The organism is Comamonas avium (assembly GCF_014836675.1).
Lineage (GTDB): Bacteria > Pseudomonadota > Gammaproteobacteria > Burkholderiales > Burkholderiaceae_C > Comamonas > Comamonas avium.
In genome coordinates this window covers 314,677-334,280 of record NZ_JACSQK010000002.1, presented here as the reverse complement: position 1 = coordinate 334,280, position 19,604 = coordinate 314,677, and the positions used below count along the sequence as shown (strand labels likewise).

Genomic DNA, 19,604 nt, shown 5'->3' with positions numbered 1-19,604 from the left:
GCCATTTTTGACATGCATTTCTCTTTGCCTTATTTCTCGCTGCTGTTCAATGCCATGGTCTGGGGCCTGGCTTGGTGGCCCTTTCAGACCATGCATGCCGCGGGCCTGGTGGCCCCATGGGCCACCAGCATGATCTACAGCCTGCTGACCGTGATCACCGTGGTGTGGATGCGCAGCAGCCTGCACGCATTTCTGACCCACCGCACGCTGTGGCTGCTGGCCTTGTCCTCGGGCTTGACCAATGTGTCCTTCAACATGGCAGCCTCCACCGGCGATGTGGTGCGCGTGATCTTGCTGTTCTATCTCATGCCCGCATGGACCGTGCTGCTGGCCTGGCGCTTTCTGGGTGAGCGCCCAACCCGTGCAGGCTTGCTGCGCCTGGTTCTGGCCTTCAGCGGCATGGCTTTAGTGATCGTGCCCGAAGGCGCCAGCCTGCACAGCCTGACGGCCGGCATTGGCCTGTCCGAATACCTGGCCGTGTTTGGTGGCCTGTGCTTTGCCTGCACCAATGTCATCTTGCGCCGCAGCTTTCACGCACCCAGCATGGCGCGGGTGCTGGCCATGTTCATTGGCTGCATGTGTGTGGGCCTGGCCACAGCCAGCCTCGGCTATGTCACGGGCTACTTTCCTGCCGTGCCTGCGCCCGATGTCGTCTGGGTCTCTTGCGCGCTGGGCATGGCCGTTTTTGTGGCCATCGGCTCGTGGGCGCTGCAGTACGGCGCTGCGCGTGTACCGACCAGCACCACGTCGCTGATCATGCTGTCTGAAGTCCTGTTTGCCAGCGGCTCGGCGTGGCTGCTGGGCGCCACCGAGTTGACGCCTCGCATGCTGCTGGGTGGCCTGCTCATCATCTCCGGGGCCTTGATGGCCGTGCTGCAGAGCAATAAACGCTGAGCCTGCACCCCATCCAAAAACCCCGCCAGGCTAGCTGTGCGGAGTTTTTGGATCTAACTGGTGCGGCTAAGGCTTGGTGGCCTGCGCAGCGTCAGCAGGCCCAGGGATGGGCTCCATCACTTGCACATGCACCTCGGGTTTGTTGTGTGCCGTATAGGTGCCATACCCCATACCGCTGAGCAACACCACGACACCCAGTGCCAAAACAAAAGTTGAGCTTTCAAACAAAGAGCGTAATCCACGGCTCATGGAAACCTCCTTTATTGCGATGAACTACAACAGGTATAAAAAATTTAACGCAAATCACGGTGAAATTCAAATACCACGTGGGTACAACTTCTCTGGTTGTATTGGCATCGCGGTGGCGTGCAAAGCAGCTGTGGTGGCAAGATGCCTGCACCTCTTCTTGCACCGAGTCCACCATGACCAGTTTTTACGACTTTTCAGCAACCAGCATTGACGGCCATAGCCAGGCTTTGTCCAGCTATGAAGGCAAGGTGGTTTTGGTGGTCAACACCGCCAGCGCCTGCGGCTTTACGCCGCAATTTGAGGGCCTGCAGCAATTGCACCAGCGCTATGTCGATCAAGGGCTGGTGATTCTGGGCTTTCCCTGCAACCAGTTTGGCCAGCAAGACAAGGGCAGTGACACTGAAATTGCCAGCTTTTGCCAGCGCAATTACGGTGTGGACTTTCTCATGATGTCCAAGGTGGACGTGAACGGTGCCAGCGCCCATCCGCTCTTTGCATGGCTCAAAGCACAGGCACCGGGCATTCTGGGCACCGAGATGATCAAGTGGAACTTCACCAAGTTCCTGCTGGGGCGCGATGGCCGGGTTCTGCACCGCTACGCCCCCAAGGACACTCCGCAAAGCCTGACGACAGATATTGAGCAGGCCCTGCGCACGCCACAGCCATAAAAAAAGGGCCTTGAAGGCCCTTTTTTTAGTCGTGTGCCACTCAGGCTTTTACTCAGCCTGCTGGCCTTGCAACTGCTTGGCACGGTGCAGCTGACGCTGCACGGCGTGCGGGTTCATGCCGTACATATCGGCAAATGCCTCAATTGACGCAGCACCGCTGCCAGCAAAGGCACGCTGCACAGCTTCGGCCTTGGCGTCTTGCTCTGCCACCTCGTCCAAAGCGGCATCCAGCAGGGTTTGCGTGGCTTCATCACGCACCTGCACCACTTCCAGATAGGCCTCGCGGCTCAGGCCTGAGTCCATGAAAGCCATGCCCATGCGGCGACGCAGCTTGACCTGCAGGTCTTCGCCATCACGGGGCTTCTTGCGCTTGAACACTTCCACCAAGGCGTGGAACACATGCTCCGGTGCCATGGCTTCCACCGGATTGCCTTGCAGATCGTGGCGCGCAGCGCCCGAAGCCACCGCATTCAGATAGCGGGTCGAGCGGGTGTGGATCGCCATGGCAACCTTCAGCCCCGCCTTGTCCAGCGCCTCACCGTGCAAAGCCAGCAGGTCTTGGTATGTCCCGCGCTTGAGTGGCTGCACGGTGGCACCAAACAGCACGGGGTGCAGTTGTGCCAGCTGGGCCAGCACAGGGTGAACTTCACGCACTGGGCGCGAAGCTGCATTGCCAGCAGGGCGACCACGGCCACCGTGATGGGGAGGACGACGGTCGGCTCGGGCAGGCGCTTGCGCCGGTGCGGCGGGCGCAGCGTTTTCAACGGTGGAGGACACGGGTTCGGTCATGGGCGGTAGGCCAGTGCAAAAAATCAAACACGCGATGATGCCAGCATTGCGCCATCAATGCGAATCGATGGCCTCTTTAGTTGTGCGAAGCAATCGCAGCCAACGCCTCATCGAGCACTTCCACCCAGTGGCGCACAGGCAGTGGCGTTCCACTTTGCAGGTGGGCAATACAACCAATATTGGCCGACAAAATGGCTACAGGTTCAGTCACAGCTTCGTTGAGTGCTCGCAATTTTCGATCACGCAGCGTTTTGGACAATACCGGTTGCAACACCGAGTAAGTGCCTGCCGATCCACAGCACAGGTGGGACTCGGTGCGCGCCGTGGTCAGCTGAAATCCCAGCTTGCCCAAGTTGGCCTCCACCACGCCTTTGAGCTTTTGCGCATGTTGCAAGGTGCACGGCGGGTGGTAAGCCATGGGCTGCTGCACCACCTGCACCTTGCCTTGCAGCTTGGCCGCCAGCTCCGGCAGCAAGGCGGGTAGCAGCTCACTCAAATCCCGTGTCAACGCGCTGATATGGGCCGCTTTGTCAGCATAGGCCGGCTCATGCTGCAGCACATGGCCCCAGTCTTTGACCATGGCACCGCAGCCTGAGGCGTTACTCACAATCGCCTCCACCTCGCCTGCGGCAACAGCGGGCCACCACGCATCGATATTGGCGCGCATCTGGGCTTTGCCGCCCTCGTGGTCATTGAGGTGGTACTTCACGGCACCACAACACTGGCTTTGTGTCACCACCACGGTTTGAATGCCCACCGCATCCAGCACGCGTGCGGTGGCGTAGTTGATGTTGGGCAACATGGCCGGCTGTACACAGCCTTGCTGCAGCAGCACTTTGCGTGCATGGCTGCGGGTGGGCCATGCGCCGTGCTCACTCTTGGGTGGCACTTTGGCTTGAATGCTCTCAGGCAGCCAGCTGCGCACGGATTGCCCCAGCTTCATCGCCGGTGCAAACAAGGGTGACGTCAGGCCTTCCTTGAGCAGCCAGCGCTGCATGCGCTCGCCCACGGGGCGCTGCACCTTTTCGTCCACCACTTTGCGGCCAATGTCCACCAGGTGCCCGTATTGCACGCCGCTGGGGCAGGTGGACTCGCAGTTGCGGCAAGTCAGGCAGCGGTCCAGGTGCATTTGCGTGGCACGCGTGGGCGCCTGCCCTTCCAGCACCTGCTTGATCAGGTAAATACGGCCGCGGGGTCCATCGAGCTCATCGCCCAGAATCTGGTAAGTGGGGCAGGTGGCCGTGCAAAAGCCGCAGTGCACGCACTTGCGCAGAATGGCTTCCGCTTCTTGCCCTTCGGGCGTTCCGAGGTACTCGGGTGCCAAATTGGTTTGCATGGGTGTTGTCTCGTGGGTTTTCTAGATTCTGACCATTGCCGGTGCGCAGCGCTTAGAACAACGCAGAGGTACGCCCGGGATTGAAAATGCCCGCGGGATCAAACGCCTGCTTCAATTGCTGGTGTATCTGCACCACGCCCTGGTTATTTGGGTTGAATATGGCTTCAGCGCTGATCTGCTCTTGGCTTTCAGCTCTGAATAGCAAAGCGCTACCCCCTGCAGCCTGTGCAATCTGGTGCAAGCTGGCACCGGCTGCGCGTGGTGCTTTCACCCAGCGCAAGCCACCGTGCCACTCCACCAGCGGTGCAGCGACGCCCGCAGGCAGCGCCAGCACCGGGGCGGTTTGCGGCACCGACAAGCGCCACAGGCACTCGGTGGCTGTACGCGTGGTGAACCATGGCAATTGCTGTTCACGGCAGGCCTGCCAGTCGCCCGCCGTCTGCGCGCTGTCCAGCCGTACGCCACCCATGCTGCGGCATGCCGCATCCACCGCTGCCACCGCACCACGCAGGCGCACATACAGCGTGTCCACACCAGCGTCTTCTACCCAGCAACTGGCGTTCAGCGGCAAAGGCTGGCCGCCCCACAGGTTCAGGCGCTGCAGAGCCTCGGCTTGCGACACGCCATCAAAGCGCAGCGTGGTTTCTGCAGGCGCAACGGGCAAAACTTTGAGGCTGACTTCCGTGATCAGGCCCAGAGTTCCCCAGCTACCGGCCATGAGCCGCGAGACGTCATAGCCCGCCACATTCTTCATCACCGTGCCACCAAAACGCAGCAGCTCAGCCTTGCCATTGATGATTTCAATGCCCAGAACAAAATCGCGCACGGCACCTGCACTGGCGCGGGCCGGGCCACTCCATCCGGCAGCCACCATGCCACCTACCGTAGCTTGCCTGTTGGTACTGCCGGCAAAGTGGGGGGGCTCAAACGCCAGGCACTGGCCTTGCGCAGCCAGTACGGCCTCCAGCTCTGCTAAAGGTGTGCCAGCCTTGACGGTCACGACCAGTTCGCTGGGCTCATAACTGACGATGCCTGTCAGGCTGCAGGTGTCCACAATGTCGCCTTGCAATTGCATGGCGTGAAAGTCTTTGCTGCCACCCCCGCAAATGCGCAGGGGCGTTTGTTCAGCAATGGCGGCGCGTACGCGCGCTTGAATCTGGTGAAGGGCTGCATCCATGGCTGTAAATCGTAGCGACACCACGGTTTTTTACCAGCTGTCCGGGCGTGAATTTTTTGAATGCCCTGCGTGAATCACGCTGCGCTGCAGCAACAAAAAAACCGCCCCCGAAGGGGCGGTTCAAGCAAACCTCGCAGGCAGTGCGTGCTGCCTGCTGTCTATGCTTAACGGTTGTAGGCAGACTCACCGTGGGTGGTGATGTCCAGGCCTTCGCGCTCAGCATCTTCAGCCACTCGCAGACCCACCAGGATATCTGCGATCTTGAAGCAGACGTAAGAGACCACACCGCACCAGACCATGGTCACGATCACGCTCTTGAACTGCACCCAAACCTGCGCACCCATGGCGAAAGTGTCAGGACTCAGACCACCTGTGCCACCCAGACTTTGCGAGGCAAACACACCCGTCAAGATAGCGCCCAAGATACCGCCCACGCCATGTACGCCGAACACATCACACACGTCGTCAGCCTTGAGCATGCGCTTCAGACCAGACACCCCCCACAGGCACAGAGGGCCAGCAATCAGACCCATCACGATGGAGCCCATGGGGCCCACAAAACCAGCGGCGGGAGTGATGGTGACCAGGCCAGCCACCGCACCGGATGCGGCGCCCAGCATGGAAGCCTTGCCCTTGTGCAGCGACTCCGTCACGATCCAGGCCACGGCAGCAGCGCCAGTTGCCAAGATGGTGTTGATGAACGCCAGACCTGCACCACCGTTAGCAGCACCAGCGGAGCCGGCGTTGAAACCGAACCAGCCCACCCACAGCAGGGATGCCCCCACCATGGTCAGTGTCAGGCTGTGAGGAGGCAGGGCTTCCTTACCGAAGCCGATGCGCTTGCCCACCATGTAGGCACCCACCAGACCAGCCACGGCAGCGTTGATATGCACCACCGTTCCGCCCGCAAAATCGAGCGCGCCATCGGCTGCCAGCAAACCACCGCCCCACACCATGTGGGCCATGGGGATGTAGCTGAAGGTGAACCACAACACCGAGAAAATCATCACGGCAGAGAACTTGATGCGTTCTGCAAATGCACCCACGATCAACGCCACCGTAATCGCAGCAAAGGTCGACTGGAAGGCCACAAACACATACTCAGGAATGGTGGGCAGCATGCCAGACAGCGTGTCGGGCGTGATGCCAGCCAGGAACAGCTTGCTGAAGTCTCCGTAGAACTTGCCTTCGCCACCGAACGTCAGCGAGAAGCCATAAATAGCCCACAGCACAGTGATCAGCGAGAAGATGGTGAACACCTGTGCCAGCACGGACAGCATGTTCTTGGAGCGCACCAGACCGCCATAAAACAAGGCCAGGCCCGGGATGGTCATCAAGATCACCAGCATGGTGGATGTCAGCATCCACGCGGTGTCACCGGAGTCCAGCTTGGCCACTTCTTGCGCGGCGGCAGCCACAGGTGCTGCGGTTTGCACAACGGCTTCTACAACAACAGCTGCAACAGGCGCAGCTTCTTGAGCAAAGGCACCTGCGGCTGTGGCCAAGAGGCCTACGCCGAGCGTGAGTGCAGGGAGCGATTTTTTCATGTCAGTCTCTTGCATTAGGGGTTGCGTTACAGCGCTTCCTTGCCGGTTTCACCGGTGCGGATACGCACGACTTGCTCCAGGTCGTAAACAAAAATCTTGCCGTCGCCGATCTTTCCTGTGCGTGCTGCACCTTCGATGGCTTCGATCACTTGCTCAAGCACGGCATCGTCCACCGCTGCTTCCAGCTTGACCTTGGGCAAAAAATCCACGACGTATTCCGCACCGCGGTACAGCTCGGTATGGCCTTTCTGGCGGCCAAAACCCTTCACCTCGGTCACGGTGATGCCCTGGACCCCAAGCTGCGAGAGGGCTTCGCGCACCTCGTCGAGCTTGAAGGGCTTGATGATGGCTGACACCATTTTCATGAGACGTTCCTCCGGGAAGTGGGAAGTTGTAAAAAGTGTTGTGACAACCCCTTTAAGCAGTTAGCGTGCCAACCAGCGGCATTGAAGCGAGAGTTACAAGCGTCCTACAGTGAGCGCGCGCCACTTGCCGCCAATGCACCAAATCAGTGCAAGTTAGAGCCAGGTTTCTGACGCGCACTTGCACCGGAATAGGGAGGAGACCGTTCATGAGCTTGGCCTGTGTGCAAAGTCGGGCATTGCTGGGACTGCAAGCACCGTCTGTCACCGTGGAAGTCCACCTTGCCAATGGTCTGCCCAGCTTGAGTCTGGTGGGGCTTGCGGACCTTGAAGTCAAAGAGGCCCGCGAACGCGTGCGCTGCGCCATTGCCAACAGCGGGCTGGAGTTTCCCAACAACAAGCGCATCACCGTCAACCTGGCGCCCGCCGACCTTCCGAAAGACTCTGGCCGCTTTGATTTGCCCATAGCGCTGGGCATCCTTGCGGCCAGCGGGCAGATCGATGCCAAAAAACTGCAAGGCTGGGAATTTGCAGGAGAGCTGTCTTTATCGGGTGCGCTTCGGCCTGTGCGCGGGGCGCTTGCTACCAGCTTGGCACTGCAGATGCAGCACGCGGCTGTGCGCTTGGTGCTGCCCATGGAAAGTGCCGCTGAGGCTGCATGCGCCCCTCAGGCTGAGGTCTATGGTGCACAACATCTGCTGGATGTCGTGGCACAGCTACTCCCTTGCACGGCCACACTCGATCCCACCACCAGCGCAGGCTGGCAACGCATGCCAGCGCCCCCCGTCACCGCGCATGCAACGCTTGCCGACATCAGCGATGTCAAGGGCCAGGCATCCGCCAAACGCGCGCTGGAGATTGCGGCGGCCGGCCAGCACGGCGTATTGATGGTGGGGCCTCCCGGCTCTGGCAAATCCATGCTGGCACAGCGCTTTGCCGGATTACTCCCCCCCATGTCTGCACACGAGGCACTGGAGAGCGCCGCCATTGCCAGTTTGTGCGGACGCTTCAAGGCCGACCAATGGGGACTGCGCCGCACAGCCAGCCCCCATCACACCGCCAGCGCTGTGGCTTTGGTGGGCGGCGGCTCGCCACCTAAACCAGGTGAAATTTCATACGCCCACCATGGCACCTTGTTTCTGGATGAATTTCCTGAATTTGCCCGCAACGCTTTAGAAGCCCTGCGCGAGCCCCTGGAGACAGGCCGCATCACCATTGCCCGCGCGGCTCACAGTACAGAATTTCCGGCACAGTTTCAGCTGATCGCCGCAATGAACCCTTGCCCCTGTGGCTTCTGGGGTTCCACCCAACGCGCCTGCCGCTGTACTCCAGACCAGGTGGCGCGCTACCAAGGCAAGCTCAGCGGACCGCTGCTGGACCGGATTGATTTGCACATTGAAGTCGCTGCATTACCTGCGCAGGAGCTGCTGTCCGCCAGCAACGAAGAAAGCAGCACCACCATCCGCAGCCGCATTGTGCAAGCACGTGAGCGCGCCATGGCACGCCAGGCCTGCAGCAACCAGCAATTGCAAGGCGACGCTTTGGATCGATTTTTGCACCTGCAAGACAGTGCACATCAACTGGTGCGCAAGGCAGGAGAGCGCCTGGGCTGGTCTGCCCGCGCCACCCACCGTGCCTTGCGTGTGGCGCGCACCATTGCAGACTTGGCCCACAGCGACACCATTGCCAGCACGCATGTGGCTGAGGCCATGCAATACCGCCGAGCACTGCTGCACACCGCAAAGTAGGCTGCTGCGCAACCCTCATCTTGCGCTGGCAAGCAAGCTGCCGTCCGCCTGACTGGCGCTATGCCTGGGCACGCCCCCCCAGTGGGGAGAGCTTGCCAACCAATGCCCGCAACTGTGGTGACCAGCCCTGTTGCTCAGGGGCCACCAGCCACGTATCGACCACGCCGATCTGGCTGCGCAAAGGCTCAGGCAAGCGCACACAATGAGTGCCAAATCGGCTCTGCTGGGTCTGCATCAGTGCCAGCGGCATCAACGCAAAGCCCATGCCTGCAGCCACACAGCCCAAGATGGCATCCAGCGTGCCCAGCTCCATGATGCGTGTGGACGTGATGCCTTGGCTGGCCAGCAACAATTCAATGCGCTGACGGTAGCTGCAACCCTGCCTGAATGCCAGAAATGGCGTGTGCAGCAGCACTTCTGGCGCGGGCAATGTCTGCATGGGCGCTGGCCCCACCAGCACCAGCTCCTCCTGAAACACGGGTTGCGCCCACCAGCGCGGGTTGGGTGGCTGGCCCGCCACAAAGGCGCAGTCGAGCGCTCCGCGCACCAGATCGTCCAGCAATGCCGCCGTGGGCCCAGTGCGCAACTGCAGGTCAATGTGGGGGTGGGCCTGGTACACCTTGGCCAGCACGCTGGGCAGGCGCAAGGCCGCCGTGCTTTCCATCGCACCTATGCGCAAGCTGCCCGCAGGCGGTACCTCACCCGCAAACAGCGCACAAGTGTCATCGTGGGTCTGCAAAAGGCGCTGCGCCTGAGGCAGCAAGGTATGGCCAGCGGGGGTCAGGCGCACCGGGCCATTGCTGCGCTCCATCAGCTGCACCTTCAGCTCTTCTTCCAGCTTCTTGATGTGTGCTGTCACGTTCGACTGCACGGTGTGCAGCCGCTGTGCGGCGGCACCAAAGCTGCCAGTGCTGCAAACGGCATCAAAAATACGCAGAGATTTAAGTTGCATGGGGCATCAATCACAAAAAAAGATGATGGCATTCATTTTGAATCATTGGACATGATCATGACAAACGCCTAACCTGCCCCATCACTTCAAGGTTCCATGTGATTCGACGCTCTGAATTTCCGCTTTTCTTGACCGGCTTTCTGGCCACACTCAGCGGTGTGGGACTGGCACGCTTTGCCTACACAGCCTTGATGCCAGAGATGGTGCTGGCAGGCTGGTTCACCGGCGAGCAGGTGGCCTATCTGGGGGCAGCCAACCTCTTGGGTTATTTGATTGGCGCGCTGGCTGCTGCGCCGATGGCCGAGCGTTGGGGGGCCGTGCGCGTTCTGGTTGGGTGCTGGTTTGCGGTGGCACTGAGCTTTGCGGCTTGCAGTTTTGATCAACCCATGACCGTGTTCTTTGTCTGGCGCCTGCTGTCAGGCATTGCAGGTGCCACCTTGATGGTGCTGGGCCCCTCGGTCGCCATGTCTGCCACCCCCGTAGAGCGCCGTGCCGCACTGGGCCCACTGATGTTTTGCGGCATTGGAGTGGGTGCCTTGCTGTCGGCCACGCTGGTGCCAGCATTGGCCCAGCAAAGCCTTGGCGCCGTGTGGTGGGGCCTGACGCTGGTGTGCGTGGCCGCACTGTGGTGGGGCTGGCGCAATGCACGCCAGCTGCCCGCCCCCATTCCCATGGTGGTTACGTCGGGTGCGGCCCCTGCTTTGCCAGCCGCCGCTGTGTGGAGCCTGCCCGTCATCTTGGTGTTGGCAGCCTACACCACCGATGCCTTTGGCTTTGTGCCGCACACGGTGTTTTGGGTGGACTATCTGGCACGCGAATTGAATTTGGGCTCCACCTATGCCTCTACACAGTGGGCGTTTTTTGGTTTGGGAGCCGTGGCGGGACCACTGTGCGCATCGCTGTGCGCTACGCGCTGGGGCTGGTGGCGCACCACAGCAGGGGCCTATGCCTTGAAAGCGATGGCCATTGGCATGCCCCTGATCTGGGTGGGCTTTGCCGGGCATGCGGTCTCTGGCTTTATCGTTGGCGCGCTGTCGCCCGGCATGGCAGCCATTACATCGGGCTACCTGATGCAGCTGATTGGTCCGGCACGTCACAAGCGCATGTGGGGCTACGCCACTGCCGCCTTTGCGCTGCTGCAAGCCACCGCAGGCTATCTCATGGCCTATATCTACGCCCACACGGGCAGCTACCGCAGTCTGTTTTTCATGGGCTGCAGCGCCTTGATGCTGGGTGCCGTTCTGATTCTTTTCTCCAAGCAAAAACAGCCTCTAACGTCCCGCTAACGGGCGCTGGAAGCGTTCCTCTTTACAAGACCCAGCATGCAACTTTTTTTAAATACCACCTCACCTTTTGCACGCGTGGCACGTGTGATTGTTCTAGAAAGAGGGTTGGCCGATCGTGTCGATCTGGTCTGGAGCGACCCATGGGGCAACGACCCCGCCCTGCTCGCCACGCACCCCCAGCTGCGCATTCCAGTCCTGGTGACCAGCGATGGCCATGCGATTGCGGAATCGCTGTTGATTGCGCAGTATTTAGACCAGTGTGGCTCTGGCACACCTTTGGTGCCTGCAGAGCAAGCGGCCAGTGTGCTCGCACGCACCAGCGTCGCTTATGGCCTGATGGAAAGCGCATTTAATCTGGTGATTGCGCGCAAGTACGAAGGCGCGCAGGCTGCTGACTCCAGCGTCATGGGGCAACGCCGCCTGGCAGCCCTGGCGCGTGCGCTGCATCGCATCGAAACTTCACTGCCTGCACTGCCCGGCACAGCGCTTTCGCTGGACCAAATCACCACGGCCGTTGCACTGGAATATGTCATGTTCCGGCTGCCCGGCATGCTGCCTGCAGGAACCTCTGCGCAGACACAGCAATGGCTTGCGCAGATACAGCAGCGCCCCAGTTTGATGACTACGGCATTTCATTAATCACGAACACTTCACGCTTGTGGCAGCTTGTTATCCTTCAGAGGTTCACGCTGGCTTACAGCCAGCGCTCTTTGACCCACACCTCTACTGGCTATGAATATTTCTCGACGCACCTGGCTTGCAATGGGCATGTCTCTGGGCCTGACCGCCTGCCTGGGTGGCAGCGCGCCCATTGACGTCATCCGCGACTTCTACATGGCTGTGGCCGCAGGCAACGCTGACAAAGCCACCCAGTACCTAGCGCTCCAGCAGGTCTCTGCCGATGAAATGCGCCTGGTCAAAGCCAAGGTTGAGATGATGGTTGCGCAGGGCAAATCCGTGGTGGATGCCAACAACGGTCTTGCAAAGATTGACATGCTGCAAGAGGACATGGCTGCAGACGGCAACAGCGCCAAAGTCAAAGTGCAAGTGACGTTCAAGAATGACAAAACCAAGAACGAAAGCTTTACGCTGCTCAAGGAAGATGGCCACTGGAAAATCCGCCTTTGATGCTGCGGACTGCGCACAACACCGTCACTTTAGTGGCGGTTTTTTTCTGCACGGCCAGCGTAGCGCAGTTGCCCACCCTGCCGCCACAGGCACAGGCGGGTGATCTGATTTTTCGCACGGGCACTGAAGGTGTCAGCCATGCGGTCATGGCCATCGATCAAGGGCTGTACAGCCATGTCGGCGTCTTGATTGGCAATGCTGCGCGGTGGCAGGTACTGCACGCCACACCTGCAGAGCGCCCATCCAGCCCAGATGCGGTGGTGCTCGATGAGCTGTCCTTTTACCTGCACCCACAGCGAGCCAGTGCCTTTCAAGTCTTTCATGTGCGTGCCGCCAGCGCACAGCAACGCCAGCGTGCGGTAGATTGGGCACTGGCACAAAAAGGCCGGCGCTTTCACATGCTGGACCCTAGCCAGGGCACCTACTGCACCACCTTGGCGTGGGATGCTTGGGCCCACGCAGGCATCACGCTGCCAGTGCAGCGCACGCAGCTTGCACTCCCGCTGCTCAGTGGCACCTACCTGCTGCCCAGTGCGCTGGCAGCATCACCACGACTGCAAGCCCTGCCTGCACAGCCAGCTACCTCAAAGCCCTAAATACTGCTGGCGCACCTGCGCATGGCCCGCCAGTTCGGCCATGGGCCCACTGTGCACAATCTGGCCTTTTTCCAGCACATAAACACGGTCGGCCACTACCTGTGCAAAAGGCAGGTTTTGCTCACTGAGCAAGATGCCAATGCCCTGCGCCTTCAGCGCCAAAATGGTGCGGGCCATTTGCTCCACGATCAATGGCGCAACACCTTCTGAGGGCTCATCCAGCAGCACCACATACGGCTGCCCCATCAGCGTGCGCGCCACGCTGAGCATTTGCTGCTCGCCTCCGCTCATTTGCCCGCCCGGGCGTTGCGGCATTTCGCCCAGATTGGGAAAAAGTGCAAAAAGCTTTTCAGGCGTCCAGTGCGGCACGGGACTGCCGTCGGGCCACAGCCGTGCTTTTTGGCGGCCTACTTCGAGGTTCTCCATCACGGTCAGCTCGGTGAAGATACGTCGATCTTCAGGCACATACCCCAGGCCCGCGCGGGCAATCTGGTGCGATGCCTTGCCCTGTATTGCATTGCCCATGAAAAGAACTTTTCCTTTGCGCCGCTCCAGCAGTCCGGCAATGCTCTTGAGCGTGGTGGATTTTCCTGCACCGTTGCGCCCCATCAGCGCCACCACTTCACCGCGCCCGACCTGCAGCGACACGCCGTGCAAGATGTGTGCGGCACCGTACCAGGCGTTCAGGCCTTCAACTTGCAGCAAAGGGCTGGAAGGGGTTGTTTGCACTTCACTCATAACTGCTTCTCCAGCACCAGGCCACTGCCCAGATACGCTTGCTGCACGCGGGCGTCATCACGGATGGCTTGCGGTGTGCCCTCAGCCAGCAATTGCCCGCGCACCAACACGGCCACACGGTCAGCCTGCCCGAACACCACGTCCATGCTGTGCTCAGTAAACAGCACACCCATCCGGCGTGCTTTGGCAAGCTGACGCGTCAGCTGCATCAGCGCCACGCGCTCACCCGGAGCCATGCCTGCCGTAGGCTCGTCCATCAGCAGCAGTTGGGGGTCGTGCGCCAGTGCAATCGCCAGCTCCACACGCTTGACATCCCCGTAAGCCAATTCGCTGCAAGGCCGATCCGCCTGTGCCGCCATGTCCACCTGCGCCAGCAGCGCCAGCGCATCCGGCCGACGGTGCGCATTCGCTCGTTGCCACCATGAAAAAATTCGCTGATCGCGTGACAGCAGCGCCATTTGCACGTTCTCCACCACGGTCAGCGAAGCAAAGGTTTGTGCGATCTGAAAAGTACGCCCTACCCCTTTGCGCCAGATCGCCCGCGGAGCCAGGCCCACCAGGTTTTCTGCGTTCAGCAGCACGCGCCCATGATCTGGCTGCAGTTGCCCGCCCACCATGTTGAAAGTGGTACTTTTGCCCGCCCCATTGGGACCAATCAAGGCCAGCAGTTCCCCTGCCTGCAGCGTGAACGACACCTCATGCACCGCCTGAACGCCGCCAAATGTTTTGCAAAGTGATTGCACTTGCAGCAGTGTCATGGGTGGATCCGTTCTTTCTTTTGGGAAACCCACAGGGCTTGCAACTGCTGCGCGAATCCGGAAATACCTTGCGGAAACAGCAACACCAAAACCAGCATGATGGCCCCCATCAATGCCCGCCAGTAGTCCGTGTTGCGCGCCACGGTGTCATGCAGCCAGGTGAAGGCCGCAGAACCCACTACAGGGCCAGCCAGGGTCTGAATGCCGCCCAGCAGCACCATGACCAGCGCATCCACACTCTTGCTTACGCCCAGACTGTCTGGCGCTACGCTGCCTTTGGAAAAAGCAAACAACGCCCCGGCCAGACCCGCAAACGCACCGGCAATCACAAACGCGGTCCATTGAATACGGCGCACATCCAGCCCAATGGCGTCGGCACGCATGGCGGAATCTCGCGCAGCGCGCAACGCATAGCCCAAGGGGGAAAACAGCATCCGGCGCAAGCCATACACACCCAGCACGCACAGCGCCCAGGCCAGCCAGTAAAAGTGCTCGGTCTGTGATGCCCAGTCAGACGGCCACACCCCCGTCAGTCCATTGCTGCCACCCGTAACACCATCCCACTGAAACACAATCGCCCATGTGATTTGCGCAAACGCCAGGGTGAGCATGGTCAGGTACACCCCAGACAGGCGTACGCAAAACCAGCCGTACAGCAAAGCCCCCGCAGCGGCCATCAGCGGGCCCAGCACCAGCGCCACCTCCATCGGTACATGCAGCAGGCGCACGGCCAGCGCAGCGCCGTAGGCACCCAGTCCAAAGTAGGCCGCATGTCCAAACGAATGCATGCCGCCGGGGCCCAGAATGCAGTGCAGACTGGCAGCAAACAGCGCAGCAATCAGCATGTCCGTCATCAGCACTGTGGCGTAGCTGCCTTCGCCCACCAGCAGTGGCAGCACCAGCAAGCCCAGCACCAGCACACCCCATGCCGCCGTACTGCTACGACCGGCAAGACGTAAGGGCTGCTCAGGCACCCCCGCATGGCGTGCAGGGGCCTGTGGCTTGCCCATCAACCCCCATGGTCTCCAGACCAGCACTGAGGCCATCACCAAAAACTCCACCACCAGCGTGAGCTTGGAAAAAGACACCTCCACGCCTGCAACCTCTTGCACGCCCAGCCAGATGCACACAGCCTTGATTTCAGCAATCAACAGTGCCGCCACAAAAGACCCGGGAATGCTGCCCATGCCACCCACTACCACCACCACAAAGGCGGCGCCAATGGTGGTCATGTCCATCTCCAGGCTGGCGGGTTCACGCGGCAATTGCAGCGCCCCTGCCAGCCCGGCCAGCAATGTGCCCAGTGCAAAGACAGCAGTGAACAGCCACGCCTGGTTCACGCCCAGTGCGCCCACCATTTCACGGTCTTGCGTGGCAGCACGCACCAAAGTGCCAAACCGGGTTTGGGTGAGCAGCACATGCAGGCCCAGCAGCACCAGTGGCCCAGCGGCAATCAGCAACAAGTCATAGGTGGGAAACTGGCGACCCAATATCTCGATCGAGCCTTCCAGCCCCGCTGCACGCGGGCCAAACAACTCCTCCGGCCCCCATAGCCACAGGGCCGCATCTTTGATGACCAGCACCAGTGCAAACGTGGCCAGCAACTGAAACAGTTCTGGCGCTTTATAGATGCGGCGCAGCAGCCCTATCTCCGTCAGCGCGCCCAGTGCCGCACATGCCAGTGGTGCCAGCAGCAAGGCGGGCCAAAAGCCGATGGTGGGCGCGAGTGTTTCCACGCTGGTAAATGCCATGTAGGCACCCAGCATGAAAAAAGAACCGTGCGCGAAATTAATGGTGCGCGTCACTCCGAAGATCAACGACAGCCCGACAGACACCAGAAACAGCGACGACGCGCTGGCAAGGCCATTGAGCAATTGGGCCAGCAGGCCAGATGCACTCATGCGATGGCGCTCCTCAAACTCACAAACTTCTCCCCAAAGGGTGCGAAAAAGCCACCCGGTGCAACAGCTTGCAGGCTGCGCATCCGCGTGGCTATCAGCAAAAGGCAATTATTGCGCGCTGGCAGGGCGCAGTTGCTTGACCTGCGCATCGGTCGGCTGGTAATCCTTGCCATCGGCATAGTAGAAGTCAGTCATCACGCCGCGCTTCATATCTTTGCTGTAGGTGGTCTTGCCCACAAACGCCCCCATGGTGGACTGGTTGTCTTGCGCACGGTACGTAATTACGCCCCATGGAGTCTGCACATCCAGCCCCTTGAATGCCTTGATCAGCGCCTCTGTATCGGTGCTGCCAGCTTTTTTGATGCCTGCAGCCAGTGACTGAATGGCGTTGTAGCCCACGATGGTGCCCAGACGCGGGTAGTCCTTGAACTTGCCTTGGTAGGCCTTCAAGAAGGCATCGTGCTCAGGTGTCTTGATGCTGTACCAGGGGTAGCCAGTGACGATCCAGCCCTCAGGTGCTTCGCTACGCAGGGCATCCAGGTACTCGGGCTCACCCGAGAGCAAGCCCACCACCGTACGGCCCTTGAACAGGCCGCGCGTATTGCCTTCACGTACAAACTTGCCCAGATCCACCGAGAACAGCACATTGAAAATCGCATCGGGCTTGGCGTCGGCCAGTGCCTGCACCACAGAGCCCGCATCAATCTTGCCCAGCGCAGGGGCTTGCTCCGCCACAAACTCGATATCAGGCTGGGCTTGTTTCATCAGCGTTTTGAAGGTAGCCACCGCCGACTGGCCGTACTCGTAGTTGGGATACACGATGGCCCAGCGCTTCTTGTTCAGCTTCTTGGCTTCTTGCACCAGCATGGCCGTTTGCATGTAGGTGGAGCCACGCAGGCGGTAGGTATAGCGATTACCGTTTTGCCAGACCACCTTGTCAGTCAGTGTTTCCGATGCCAGGAAGAAACGCTGCTTTTGCTGCGCATAGTCGGTCAGCGCCATGCCCACGTGCGAGAGAAAAGAGCCGGTCAGCACGTCAATTTTTTCACGCGCATATAGCTCCTCGGCAGCTCGCACGGCATCACCGGGGCTGGCGTTGTCATCGCGCGTAATCAGCACGACTTTTTTACCCAGCAAACCTCCATCGGCATTGATCTGCTCGACTGCCAGCTCCATGCCTTTCTTATAGGGTTCGAGAAAAGCAGGCATAGCTTTGTAGCTATTAATTTCGCCAATCTTGAGCACGCCTTGTGCCCATGCCGGTGCCGCAGCCACCGCCAGCCAGGCCATCGTCCAACGTATCTGCATTTGTCATCCTCCTTGGCGCTGTTGCGAGGTCGGCCTCAAGACGCCGTGCACAGCTTTTATTAATGCTCAAAATGAGCATTAATTAGTTAAAAAAACGTGCCGCCAGCCGCAGCACATACCAATCTTTTTCTCAAACAATGATTATTGTCAAGCAACCCACCCCGCATGGCAAGCACGTGCTTATAACTAATCCATATCAAACCAAAGACCGCAATCCTGCCTTAAAGCCGTCATTTCTCGGACAATAGCGGATTCATCCGCATGAACGCCAGCCCGCCATACCCCGCACCTCCAGCGCCAAACGCGCAGTCTCGTTGGGTTCGCCACCTGGCTATTGACGCCCGGGCATGCATTGCCCATTTTTGCATCCTCTGCCATCAGTTCCACCATGAGTGCTTTTCTCGAAGAACGCGTCCTTTCTGTTCACCACTGGACCGACCGCCTTTTCTCTTTCACCACAACCCGTGACACTGCGCTGCGTTTTTCCAACGGCCACTTCACCATGATTGGTCTGAAGGTCGACGGCAAGAACCTGCTGCGCGCCTACTCCATTGCCAGCCCGAACTACGAAGAGCACCTGGAATTTCTGTCCATCAAGGTGGAAGACGGCCCACTGACTTCACGCCTGCAGCACATTCAGGTGGGTGACACCATCATCGTCGGCAAGAAGCCTACGGGCACACTGCTGATCGACTATCTGCTGCCCGGCAAGAACCTGTACCTCATCGGCACCGGCACGGGTCTGGCACCTTGGCTGGCCGTGGCGCGCGACCCCGAAACTTACGAGCGCTTTGACAACGTAGTCGTTGTGCACGGTGTGCGTGAGGTCAAGGAGCTGGCTTATATGGAAATGTTCGAGCAACTGCCCGAGCACGAATTCCTGGGCGACATCGTCAAGGGCAAGCTGCATTACTACCCCACCGTGACGCGCGAGCCTTTCCGCAATCAGGGCCGCATCACCGACCTGATCAACAACGGCACCTTCCCGCAAAACTTGGGCTTGCCAGCGCTGAACCCCGAAACCGACCGCGTCATGCTGTGCGGCAGCCCCGCCATGCTGGCGGACCTGAAGAAGATGATGGAAGAGCGCGGTTTCAAGGAAGGCAACACCACCACGCCCGGCGACTTCGTGATTGAACGCGCTTTCGTCGAAAAGTAAGCCCTGCTTTGCTGCGACACCCTGCCTGCCCATGCACTGCATCGGCAGGTTTTTTATTGCGCATCCTCTCAAGGCACGTGGGCAGGCATGAGGGCCGCTTTTGTCAGCAAAAGCCCTGTAGCGCGACAAGTGCGCTGTTTCCATAATGCGCAGCATGCCTGTTTCTCTCGCCCCTGCTGCTGCCCAAGACCAGTCCGACCGCAACTATGTCACCGCCCTGGCGCGGGGGCTGGATGTGCTTTCTTGTTTTCGCTCCGGTGAAAAACTGCTGGGCAACCAAGACATTGCCAAACGCTGTGGCCTGCCCAAATCTACGGTCTCGCGCCTGACACACACGCTGACGTTGCTGGGCTATTTGATCCATGTGCCCGATGAAAGCAAATACCGCCTGGGCACATCCACTCTGGCGCTGGGCAGCGCCATGCTGTCGGGGATGGATGTGCGCAAGCTGGCACGGCCGTTGATGCACAAGCTCAGCGATCTGACACAGACAGAGGTGGCCCTGGCCACACGGGACCGGCACAACATGCTCTACATCGAGCACAGCCCCAGCCCGCTGCCCATGGATTCAGATTTGGACATTGGTACACGACTGCCTCTGGGCACCACCGCTATTGGCCGCGCCTGGCTGGCGGCCTGCCCACTGGGTGAGCGCCAGCAAGCTCTGGCCTACCTGCAAGCCCATGCCCCAGACCAGTGGGCCGCCGTCGAGCAGCAGCAGCACCAGTGGCCGCAGCACCAGGACAGCCCGCACCCGTGGCTGACCACTTCGTTTGGCGACTGGCTGCCGCACGTCAATGCGATTGCGCTGGCATTCTCACCTGGCAGAGGGCTGCCGCTGATGGCCATCAGCTGCGGTGGACCCTCGCGCCTGATTTCTTCAGACATGCTGCTGCACCGTGCCAAACCCGAGCTGGAGCGCATGGTGCGCCGCTTGCAGCAGGCCATTTACCGAGCGTAATCCCGCACGTTTCCAGTAGCCAAGAAGACAGCTTTTTTGCCGCCCAA

Annotated in this window: 20 protein-coding genes; 9 read left to right on the top strand and 11 right to left on the bottom strand. The window is 60.0% G+C overall.

Features of this window, described 5'->3' with window-relative positions:
• The first annotated feature begins 12 nt into the window (after positions 1-12).
• Complete coding sequence (locus H9646_RS04130) at positions 13-894, top strand: DMT family transporter (protein ID WP_191722071.1); 882 nt, start codon at positions 13-15, stop codon at positions 892-894.
• A 66-nt stretch (positions 895-960) separates the two neighbouring features.
• On the opposite strand, the gene H9646_RS04125 is transcribed toward H9646_RS04130, so the two are convergent.
• On the bottom strand, positions 961-1,143 hold the full coding sequence (locus H9646_RS04125) for a hypothetical protein (protein WP_191722070.1): 183 nt from the start codon (positions 1,141-1,143) through the stop codon (positions 961-963).
• Between the two features lie 173 nt (positions 1,144-1,316).
• On the opposite strand from H9646_RS04125, the gene H9646_RS04120 reads away from it, so the two are divergent.
• Positions 1,317-1,811, top strand: a complete 495-nt coding sequence (locus H9646_RS04120; RefSeq protein WP_191722069.1) for a glutathione peroxidase — start codon at positions 1,317-1,319, stop codon at positions 1,809-1,811.
• 48 nt (positions 1,812-1,859) lie between these two features.
• On the opposite strand, the gene H9646_RS04115 is transcribed toward H9646_RS04120, so the two are convergent.
• The 5 genes from H9646_RS04115 to H9646_RS04095 form a co-directional block, all read right to left on the bottom strand.
• Positions 1,860-2,600, bottom strand: coding sequence for a ProQ/FINO family protein (locus tag H9646_RS04115; RefSeq protein ID WP_191722068.1), 741 nt, complete (start codon positions 2,598-2,600; stop codon positions 1,860-1,862).
• Positions 2,601-2,676: 76 nt separating this feature from the next.
• On the bottom strand, positions 2,677-3,936 hold the full coding sequence (glcF, locus tag H9646_RS04110) for a glycolate oxidase subunit GlcF (RefSeq protein ID WP_191722067.1): 1,260 nt from the start codon (positions 3,934-3,936) through the stop codon (positions 2,677-2,679).
• A 52-nt stretch (positions 3,937-3,988) separates the two neighbouring features.
• The gene (glcE, locus tag H9646_RS04105) at positions 3,989-5,113 is read right to left on the bottom strand and encodes a glycolate oxidase subunit GlcE (protein ID WP_191722066.1); all 1,125 of its coding nucleotides are present in this window, start codon (positions 5,111-5,113) and stop codon (positions 3,989-3,991) included.
• A 164-nt stretch (positions 5,114-5,277) separates the two neighbouring features.
• Positions 5,278-6,660, bottom strand: coding sequence for an ammonium transporter (locus H9646_RS04100; RefSeq protein ID WP_191722065.1), 1,383 nt, complete (start codon positions 6,658-6,660; stop codon positions 5,278-5,280).
• Positions 6,661-6,686: 26 nt separating this feature from the next.
• A complete protein-coding gene (locus H9646_RS04095) occupies positions 6,687-7,025 on the bottom strand; it encodes a P-II family nitrogen regulator (RefSeq protein ID WP_042411906.1) in 339 nt (112 codons plus the stop codon).
• 206 nt (positions 7,026-7,231) lie between these two features.
• On the opposite strand from H9646_RS04095, the gene H9646_RS04090 reads away from it, so the two are divergent.
• Positions 7,232-8,770: a YifB family Mg chelatase-like AAA ATPase gene (locus tag H9646_RS04090; protein WP_191722064.1), complete on the top strand. Its 1,539-nt coding sequence runs from the start codon at positions 7,232-7,234 to the stop codon at positions 8,768-8,770.
• A gap of 58 nt (positions 8,771-8,828) precedes the next feature.
• On the opposite strand, the gene H9646_RS04085 is transcribed toward H9646_RS04090, so the two are convergent.
• Positions 8,829-9,722, bottom strand: a complete 894-nt coding sequence (locus tag H9646_RS04085) for a LysR family transcriptional regulator (RefSeq protein WP_191722063.1) — start codon at positions 9,720-9,722, stop codon at positions 8,829-8,831.
• Between the two features lie 98 nt (positions 9,723-9,820).
• On the opposite strand from H9646_RS04085, the gene H9646_RS04080 reads away from it, so the two are divergent.
• The 4 genes from H9646_RS04080 to H9646_RS04065 all read left to right on the top strand — a co-directional run bounded on the left by H9646_RS04080 (position 9,821) and on the right by H9646_RS04065 (position 12,732).
• Positions 9,821-11,008 carry a YbfB/YjiJ family MFS transporter gene (locus H9646_RS04080; protein ID WP_191722062.1) on the top strand — a complete coding sequence of 396 codons (1,188 nt, stop codon included), beginning with the start codon at positions 9,821-9,823 and terminating at the stop codon, positions 11,006-11,008.
• 36 nt (positions 11,009-11,044) lie between these two features.
• Positions 11,045-11,647: a glutathione S-transferase N-terminal domain-containing protein gene (locus tag H9646_RS04075; protein WP_191722061.1), complete on the top strand. Its 603-nt coding sequence runs from the start codon at positions 11,045-11,047 to the stop codon at positions 11,645-11,647.
• A gap of 93 nt (positions 11,648-11,740) precedes the next feature.
• Positions 11,741-12,136 carry a DUF4878 domain-containing protein gene (locus H9646_RS04070; RefSeq protein ID WP_191722060.1) on the top strand — a complete coding sequence of 132 codons (396 nt, stop codon included), beginning with the start codon at positions 11,741-11,743 and terminating at the stop codon, positions 12,134-12,136.
• A gap of 32 nt (positions 12,137-12,168) precedes the next feature.
• Entirely contained in the window at positions 12,169-12,732 is a 564-nt protein-coding gene (locus H9646_RS04065; protein ID WP_318244902.1) for a YiiX/YebB-like N1pC/P60 family cysteine hydrolase, read from the top strand.
• Here the strand turns inward: H9646_RS04065 and H9646_RS04060 are convergent.
• From H9646_RS04060 to H9646_RS04045, 4 genes are all read right to left on the bottom strand, one after another.
• Entirely contained in the window at positions 12,721-13,470 is a 750-nt protein-coding gene (locus H9646_RS04060) for an ABC transporter ATP-binding protein (protein ID WP_191722058.1), read from the bottom strand. The genes H9646_RS04065 and H9646_RS04060 overlap by 12 nt on opposite strands.
• Positions 13,467-14,228 carry an ABC transporter ATP-binding protein gene (locus tag H9646_RS04055; protein ID WP_191722057.1) on the bottom strand — a complete coding sequence of 254 codons (762 nt, stop codon included), beginning with the start codon at positions 14,226-14,228 and terminating at the stop codon, positions 13,467-13,469. The genes H9646_RS04060 and H9646_RS04055 overlap by 4 nt, the downstream gene beginning before the upstream one ends.
• Positions 14,225-16,129, bottom strand: a complete 1,905-nt coding sequence (locus H9646_RS04050) for an ABC transporter permease (protein WP_191722056.1) — start codon at positions 16,127-16,129, stop codon at positions 14,225-14,227. The genes H9646_RS04055 and H9646_RS04050 overlap by 4 nt, the downstream gene beginning before the upstream one ends.
• A 108-nt stretch (positions 16,130-16,237) precedes the next feature.
• Entirely contained in the window at positions 16,238-17,437 is a 1,200-nt protein-coding gene (locus H9646_RS04045; RefSeq protein ID WP_191722055.1) for an ABC transporter substrate-binding protein, read from the bottom strand.
• Positions 17,438-17,825: 388 nt separating this feature from the next.
• Between H9646_RS04045 and H9646_RS04040 the strand changes: the two genes are divergently transcribed.
• Positions 17,826-18,596: a ferredoxin--NADP reductase gene (locus H9646_RS04040; RefSeq protein ID WP_191722054.1), complete on the top strand. Its 771-nt coding sequence runs from the start codon at positions 17,826-17,828 to the stop codon at positions 18,594-18,596.
• Between the two features lie 154 nt (positions 18,597-18,750).
• Entirely contained in the window at positions 18,751-19,557 is an 807-nt protein-coding gene (locus tag H9646_RS04035) for an IclR family transcriptional regulator (protein WP_191722053.1), read from the top strand.
• The last annotated feature ends 47 nt before the right edge of the window (positions 19,558-19,604 follow it).